The following is a 7480-nucleotide window of genomic DNA, read 5'->3' as shown; positions in this document are numbered from 1 at the left end:
CCGCCAACAGGGCCTGGATGGAGTCGGCCATCATCCGGGCGTTATCGGCGACGGCGCCGGCAGCGCTCTCGTTTCGGGTCTGAACCCCGAGGACTATCGTCACCATATCGGCGTCGGCGGTCGCGTCCCCCGTCCCCGATACGGTCAGGGTCGAGGTCTCTTCCCCCTCGTCGTCGGCTCCCAGGCAGGAGCTCGCCGATGCCAGGATCAGCATCATTCCCATCAGAGCAGCTTCAAATATCTTCATGGAAAACCCCCATGAACCGATATATCTCATCTTTTACATTTAACGCCTTCGAACCCGCCCCTCCAGTTATCAGCAGCCAGAGGAAGGCCCCTCGGTCCCGGCTCAGAGATACCCCATCCCCGCCAAGGCCGCCACCATAAAGGCCGCCAGGGCCGCCGCCATCCCCGCCTTCAGCATCTTCTGGGCCCGAGGAGCCTCGCCCCTGATGATGCTCACCAGCGCCGCGAGGAAGAGGAGGTCGGCGACGGTGACCGCCACCATGTACGCCCTGCCCAGGGGGGCGAGGTAGCTGAGACCGATCGCCGCGACGACGAAGCCGGCTGCGAGGAGGGACGACCTCTTCTCACCTACGACGATGGGCAGGGTTCTCGCGCCGCTGGCCATATCTCCGGCCAGGTCCTCGATATCCTTCTCGATCTCCCTTGCCAGCGTCGCCAGGAAGGCCAGGAGGAAGAGGAAGACGGTGATCCCGACGTCGCCGCCAGCGGCCCCTCCGAAGAGGAAGGTCGAGCCGGTCAGGTACCCCACGGCCAGGTTTCCCGCCAGGGGCGTGACCTTGAGGTCTCGGGCGTAGAGGTAGAGGAGGATCGAGTTGAAGACGGCTATGGCAAAAGCGATGGGGTTTACGAAGAGGGCCGCAAGGCACCCCAGAACGAAGAGGAAGATCGACCAGGCCAGGGCGAGATCCGGGCTGATCCTGTTGCTCGGTATCGGCCGGCCTGGCCTGTTGACGGCGTCGATATCGCGGTCGAAGTAGTCGTTTACGGCGTTTCCAGCCCCCGTCACCGCGAAGACCGCCAGGGCCGCCAGGACGGCGGTGAGGGGATCGGGGCCGCTGTCGGCCACCAACAGGCCGATCAGGGCTGCCAGGCTTGCCATCAGACAGTTGCCGGGCCTCATTATCTCCAGGAAAACCTGCACCAACCTCGATATCCTCCTGATGAGGGGGCCTTACGCTCCGTCTTCGGATAAATTTATGCCCCTCGACAAGGTCGGCTCATCAAAGCCGTCCACTTTCGTCCGGGGCCAAAGGCCTTAAACTCTGAAGATATATAAGTCCGAATATGAACGGGTCACGAATCATCGATCGATCGAGGGGAGCTGGCGGATCTGGAAGGTTGGCGAGTCCAGCTAGCAGGGGCTCTGGGGGGGTGAGATGATGGCCGTCAGCTTCGATCCGGAGACGAGGCTCGACCACATAGCCGACTACCTGAGCAGGTTTCACATGAGCCTCACCTTCGAGGAGGGGAGGATGCAGCTCCTCCGGCTCCGGCTCACAGGATACAAGCTCGCGGCCGAGATGGGGGACGGGAAGGCGAGGGCCAGGGTCGACGAGATGATCAAAAAGGGGTACGAGAGCCTCGGCGAGCACTGGGAACGGGATCTGAAAGACCCCTACGACGACCCCTGCCAGGCTCAGTACGACCTTCTGGCGGAGCTCCGATCCTACGTCTACAGGGACCTATCCGAGCCCTTCATGGCCTTCATCCGGTCCGAGTTCAAGAAGATCTTCGTTCCCACCTTGCGCCTCATGACGGAGCTTTGCAGATCTGAAAACAAGTACACCTGGGGCCAGGTGAAGGTCCAGCTCCAGGAGATCATGGCCGAGATCGAGGTCGACGTCGAGTGGGAGGTCTGCGACGTCTACCTGGAAGGGTACCTGGCGAAGGTCTCGGGGGTCCTGGATATCGAATCCGGATGAGGGGATGGAAAAGGGGAATAAGTTAAAGGTCTCAGTTTGCCGCCCTCTCGACGAGGAGCTCGAAGCTCTCGGCCCCGGCCAGTGGATCGGAGTTCTGAGCTCTCACCCACTCGCCGAGCTTCTCAGTGGCCTTCCCCGACCGGATGATCTCTCTTGAGATAGAGAACCCCTCCCAGAGGTCATCGACCTTCCCGGCGATCTTGAGGATGGGGGCCGAGTTGATGCTGACCGCCGTCTCTTTTGGCCCTCTCTCCATCCCGGAGAGGACCCGGAGAAGCTCCACCGCCTCGTCGACCCGGTCTTCCCGGGGGAGAAGATGCCTTTCGTCCACCGGCTCTGCCCCGAAGTCCGCCGGAGTGAGATCAAAAGTTTCTATACCGCCATCTTCCCGAACTTCGGCGACGAAGCTCTTTCCAGAGGGTGATACCTCGTCCATTCCCCGGCCGTCGGAGGCTAGGCCGAAGACGACCATCGCCCTGGTGTAGCCGATCTTTTTCATCGCCTCGGCGACCGGTATCACCAGATCCTTCGAGTAGACCCCTCGAAGGCCAGACCGAGGCATCGCCGGGTTTGCCAGGGACCCCGCCATGTTCAGGATCGTCCCGAACCTGATCTTGGAGAGGATCCTCCCGAGGCCCGCCGGATGGACCTTGGGGCTCATGCCGTTGAAGATCCCGATCCCGGCCTCCTCGATGCTTCTTTTTATGATTGGGGGGTCGGCCTCCACCTCCACCCCCAAAATCTCCAGGATGTCGACGGTGCCGCAGCGGGAGGTTATCGCCCTCGCTCCGTGCTTTGCCATGGGAACGCCGGCGGCGGCGGCGACGATGGAGGCGGCGGTGCTGATGTTGAAGGTATCAACGCCGTCCATACCCGTTCCGCAGTTCTCGAAGAGATCTCCGGAGATCCGCGGGATGACCCTGATGGTGTCAAGCTCGATTATCGCCTCCCAGCCTCCTGCGATCTCGTCGGGGGTCGGACCCTTGGCGGTGATGGCCGCAAGAAACGCCCCCTGATGAGCGTCGGGCTGCTCGTCGTTTAAAATCTGGCTGAACATCACCCTCGACTCCTCCCGGCTGAGGCTCCCCCCGGCTATGAGCCGGTTCAGCCTTGATCCAAAATCTGCAATTGCATCTTCCAAAGGATATCACCCACCAAAATTCGTCACCACCGCCTTCAGCCCCTCACGCCTCTCGGCGTGCTCCATCCCCCGCATCATCTCGGCCAGGGAGACCCTCTCGGTGATCAGCTGGCTGAGATCAGGGTGGCCGGAGATAATCTCCAGAGCCTCCCTGTTCTGGGCAGGGGTGCAGCCGTAAGAGCCTGCGATCATCTTCTCCCGGTAGTGGAGATGGTTCAAGTCCAGATGCGGGACGGCGATCTCCGGGGGGAGGCCGGAGAAGAGAGAGATACGACCCCGAGGGGCGAGGAGGGCGAGGAGGTCGGCGTCTACGGCAACATCGCGGCTGGCCAGGACGATGACATCAAAGCCCATCCCGCCGGTCAGCTCCATCGCCAGCTCGAAAAGATCCTCTCCGCCCGAGTTGATGACCAGGTCCGCTCCAGAGGCCCTGGCGAGATCGGCCCGCTCTTCGAGGGGCTCGACGATCGCCACCGTCGAGGCCCCCCTCTCCCGGGCGAGGTGGGTGTGAAGAAAACCCGCGGGACCGGCCCCAAAGATCAAAATCGAGTCGCCCTCTCCGACCCCCACCCGCTCTTGGGCGTTGATAGAGCAGGCCAGGGGCTCGGCCAGGGCCGCCAGCTCGAAGTCGAGCCCGTCGGGGATGAGATTGACGCCTCCATTTCTGGCCGAGCCCCCCGGAACCGAGAGATATTCCGCAAACCCGCCGTCGAGGTTGAAGCCGAAGATCTGAATTCGTTCGCACATGTTTTCAGCCCCCCGCCTGCAGGAGGGGCAACTTCCGCAGAAGACGCCGGGGAATATCTGGACCCCCTCTCCGACCCCGGGGCCGACGCCGTCCCTCTCGGAGACGACGCCCGCGATCTCGTGGCCCAGGATCCGGGGGTATACCAGATCCCTCTGTCCCCCCTTGAGCATCTTCACATCGGTGCTGCATATCGAGCAGGCCTCGACCTTCAATATCAGGCCGCCCCGGGGGCAGACCGGGTCCTCCACCTCCCGCAGGGCCATCCTCCCGGGAGCTTCCAGCACGGCAGCCATCATAGACGATTTTCCTCCATAGTTCTCCCAATGACAATTGATCGCTGATCCCATCTATGAGATGGCATGATGTGGATCAGACGACCTCAAGAGCAATTATCGGGTATATAACATTTACCTATTATTAGAAAAGATTGATCTGAGCTCAAGTAAACTTTCCTTATTTCAGATCCGACTTATAAATGGTGAGGCCACTCCAAGAATATCCCCCCGATCAGTTCGGATGCGAAATCGGAGGTTATGGGAAATTATTTCATGGGGTGGAGCTAGATAAAAAATCCAAGGTGCAGAGGATGAGAGACCTTTTCGATTTTGCAGATGAGCTGGGACCGACCAAGATCATCCACGTCTACGAGCCTTCGGCGGGGCTCAGGGGCATCCTGGTGGTGGACAACGTAGCCCGGGGACCCTCCATCGGCGGCCTGCGGATGGCCCCCGACGTCAGCTGCCAGGAGTGCGTGAGGCTCGCCCGGGCCATGACCCTCAAGAACGCCGCCGCTGACCTCCCCCACGGCGGCGGCAAGTCGGTGATATACGGCGACCCGAAGATGCCGAGGAGAGAGAAGGAGAGGAAGATCAGGGCCATGGCCTCTGCCCTGAGGAACGTCGACGAGTACATCTTCGGCCCGGATATGGGGACCGACGAGGAGTGCATGGCCTGGGTCAGGGACGAGATCGGAAGAGCTGTGGGCCTCCCTTGCGAGGTGGGAGGGATCCCCCTCGACGAGATCGGGGCTACGGGGTGGGGCGTCTTCCATTCGACGGAGCTGGCCCTCGAATACCTCGACCTCGAGCTGGAGGGGGCGAGGGTGGCGGTCCAGGGGTTTGGGGCCGTGGGGAGGCATGCAGCCCGCTTCCTCTCGGAGAGGGGTGCAGTCCTGGTCGGGGCGGCCGACTCCTGCGGAGCCGTCTTTGATCCCCAAGGCCTGGACGTCGGCGCTCTCATCGATATCAAGGGGACGGGAAAGAGCGTGGTGGACTATGCTGGAGGAAGGAAGCTCGATCGGGAGGCGATCATCGACGTCGAGTGCGATATCTGGATCCCGGCGGCGCGGCCCGACGTGATCGACGAGGGGAACGTAGGCAGGTTGAAGACCAAGCTGGTGGTTCAGGGAGCCAACATCCCCATAACCGCCGGGGCGGAGAAGATCCTCTCCGAGAGGGGGATCCTCTCGGTCCCCGACTTCATCGCCAACGCCGGCGGGGTGATATGCGCGGCCAACGAGTACCGGGGAGCCTCCCGCTCTGAGACCTTCGATGCGATCGAGGAGAAGGTCCGAAAGAACACGAGAGAGGTCCTGGATGCCGTCTACGAAGATGGAAAGCTGCCCAGGGAGGCGGCCTTCGAGATGGCGGTGGGAAGGCTCAAGAGGTGCATGGGCTACCGGAGATGGTCGCTATTCTCCTCCGCTCCCGGATTCCTCTGAAAAATCGCCTCGCAGTTCCGGGGATCTCAGAGATGGGGAGGGTAGCGCTCTCCGATCTCCCTCTCGTTCATCACCTCGACGCCGATCTCCTCCAGGGCCTCCGAGATCCTCCTCTTCTCAGCCGAGCGGAGGGACTTTCGGTCCAGATAAGCCCCGACCGCCCCGGACTTCTGGGCCGCCTCCTCGATCATCGAGAGATCGAGGTCTTTTGCCTGGTAGTTGGAGAAGAGGTGGCCGAAGCCGATCTTCGTCTCCATGAGCAGCCGGTTCTGCCGCTTTACGTAGTGGCCTCCGCCGAAGCCGATAAAGGCGGGGACCAGAAGATCCTCCAGCTTTAGAATCGACCTGGCCACAGCACAACCTGCCTCTGAGTTCAACCACTCCGCCTCGGTGCTTCCGATCTCCGCAAAGAGGGAGGGGGTCGATAGGTCCGTCGGCCCGTGGTGGGTCGCCTCGACGGTGATCTCAAAGCCCTCCGGGGGGGCTCTCGTCAAATTCAGGATGAAGGACTTGAGGGCTCCTGGTGCCGCCACCGCCAGCTCTCTCGGCCTTCCACCCATGACAGCATCCCCGGAGTTTCCAGGGAAGTGGCCGCAGAGCCGGGGCGTTCCATCCTTTGCCTGGTGCCTAGAGGCGAAGACGATCAGCCCGGGAGATAGGCCCATCTCCCTCAGCCGCCCCTCCAGATCCCGAAGGTTGATCAGCCTCTCGTCGAGGACGACCAGCCGATAGCCCCCGAATCGATGGTAGAGCCCCTCGTCCTCCCAGAGGGCGAGCTCCATCATCCTCTCAGCGATGTTCTCGCTGGCGGGGTCCGTCCTGGATGCGACGACCACGATCTCGCCGATCATATCTCGGTCTCGATATTGAGCATCGACCTCACCATGGGGGCGTAGTCGATCTTCCTCACCTTCAGCTCTCGGAGGGGCATGATGACGCAGGTCGGCCTCTCTGTGATGAGCCCCACCTCGCTGAGCTTTTTGACCTCATTATCCATCCTCTCCTTCATCTCCACGTAGCACTGGGAGAGGAAGGAGCCGAAGATCTCGCCGGGCTGGATGTAGCTGCAGACGGCGGCCCCTATCCTTCTGAAGGAGGAGTAGACCTCCATCATCTCCTCAGAGGTGGCCTTCGGCCGGACGTTGATGTGGTAGAAGATCATCAGCTCGCAGCCGATCTTCTTCCAGTTGACGTTCGCCTGTCGGCTCAAGAGCCCGCTCGCGAAGAACTTGTTCCTCTTCCCGGAGATGGTGGGCCTGGAGATCCCCGTCCTCCGGGAGAGCTCCAGGTCCGAGAGGGCAGGGTACTTGACGAAGGCGAGGAGGGCGAGCTTGTCCTTCTCGGTGAGCTTGATCGAGTCCTCGGGGACCTCCTCCTCGACGGGGGGCTCGTACTGGAGGTCGGTCCTGCCGAGGTCGAAGGTGTTGTTCACCGCCAGGGCCGAGTCCCAGGAGACCCGGGTGAGGGAGAAGGGGTAATGATAGCATCCGATATCCTCGACGAACCCGGCGTCCCTGTAGTCGTCCGTGACCGGATCGAAGACCCTCTTGAAGTCGGTGAAGCTCTGGGAGTAGACCATGGAGACGGAGTCGGAGTCGGTGGCGGAGTGGAATACGCAGTGTGGGTGGTCTACCCACTCTTTGAAACCCGACTTGTTCTTCCTCGCCTCCACAGGGGCGTTGGGCTTGTATCTGGCGAAGACCGCGGTCATCATCTCCGCCCCCACGCCCACCCCGGAGGGGACGTTCAGAAGCTGGACCATATCCCACTCCCGAAACTTTCTCTTGCTCTTGAAGATCGTCGATCGATCCACCCCAATCTTCGAGGCAAGATCTATATCGCTGAGTCCCGGGTACCGCGCAAGGCCGTAGAGGACCAGCTTCTCTTTTGATGTAAGTTTCAGAGGCATCTTGCGTTGGGTC

8 protein-coding genes are annotated in these 7480 nt (G+C 61.6%); 2 read left to right on the top strand and 6 right to left on the bottom strand.

Features of this window, described 5'->3' with window-relative positions; translation table 11 throughout:
• Window positions 1–247: SIMPL domain-containing protein (locus ACP5EL_RS00260; protein ID WP_428400415.1), on the bottom strand; the 247-nt coding region annotated here is incomplete at its 3' end.
• A gap of 102 nt (window positions 248–349) precedes the next feature.
• Window positions 350–1180 carry a geranylgeranylglycerol-phosphate geranylgeranyltransferase gene (locus ACP5EL_RS00255; RefSeq protein WP_428400423.1) on the bottom strand — a complete coding sequence of 277 codons (831 nt, stop codon included), beginning with the start codon at window positions 1178–1180 and terminating at the stop codon, window positions 350–352.
• A gap of 223 nt (window positions 1181–1403) precedes the next feature.
• Between ACP5EL_RS00255 and ACP5EL_RS00250 the strand changes: the two genes are divergently transcribed.
• A complete protein-coding gene (locus tag ACP5EL_RS00250; RefSeq protein ID WP_428400414.1) occupies window positions 1404–1949 on the top strand; it encodes a hypothetical protein in 546 nt (181 codons plus the stop codon).
• A gap of 31 nt (window positions 1950–1980) precedes the next feature.
• Here the strand turns inward: ACP5EL_RS00250 and trpD are convergent, their stop codons facing one another.
• The gene (gene trpD, locus ACP5EL_RS00245; RefSeq protein ID WP_428400413.1) at window positions 1981–3090 is read right to left on the bottom strand and encodes an anthranilate phosphoribosyltransferase; all 1110 of its coding nucleotides are present in this window, start codon (window positions 3088–3090) and stop codon (window positions 1981–1983) included.
• Window positions 3091–3096: 6 nt separating this feature from the next.
• A complete protein-coding gene (locus ACP5EL_RS00240; protein WP_428400412.1) occupies window positions 3097–4134 on the bottom strand; it encodes an alcohol dehydrogenase catalytic domain-containing protein in 1038 nt (345 codons plus the stop codon).
• 290 nt (window positions 4135–4424) lie between these two features.
• Between ACP5EL_RS00240 and ACP5EL_RS00235 the strand changes: the two genes are divergently transcribed.
• A complete protein-coding gene (locus ACP5EL_RS00235; RefSeq protein ID WP_428400411.1) occupies window positions 4425–5558 on the top strand; it encodes a Glu/Leu/Phe/Val family dehydrogenase in 1134 nt (377 codons plus the stop codon).
• 26 nt (window positions 5559–5584) lie between these two features.
• On the opposite strand, the gene ACP5EL_RS00230 is transcribed toward ACP5EL_RS00235, so the two are convergent.
• Both ACP5EL_RS00230 and ACP5EL_RS00225 read right to left on the bottom strand, forming a co-directional pair.
• Window positions 5585–6409 (bottom strand): D-aminoacyl-tRNA deacylase, encoded by an 825-nt coding sequence (locus ACP5EL_RS00230; RefSeq protein ID WP_428400410.1) that lies wholly within the window; start codon window positions 6407–6409, stop codon window positions 5585–5587.
• Window positions 6406–7467, bottom strand: coding sequence for an Lrp/AsnC family transcriptional regulator (locus tag ACP5EL_RS00225; protein WP_428400409.1), 1062 nt, complete (start codon window positions 7465–7467; stop codon window positions 6406–6408). The genes ACP5EL_RS00230 and ACP5EL_RS00225 overlap by 4 nt, the downstream gene beginning before the upstream one ends.
• Between the last annotated feature and the right edge of the window lie 13 nt (window positions 7468–7480).

The sequence above is a fragment of the Methanocrinis sp. genome, assembly GCF_049974945.1.
Classification (GTDB): Archaea; Halobacteriota; Methanosarcinia; order Methanotrichales; family Methanotrichaceae; genus Methanocrinis.
The sequence above is the reverse complement of the archived record's forward strand: the minus strand, read 5'-3'. Positions and strand labels throughout refer to the sequence as shown.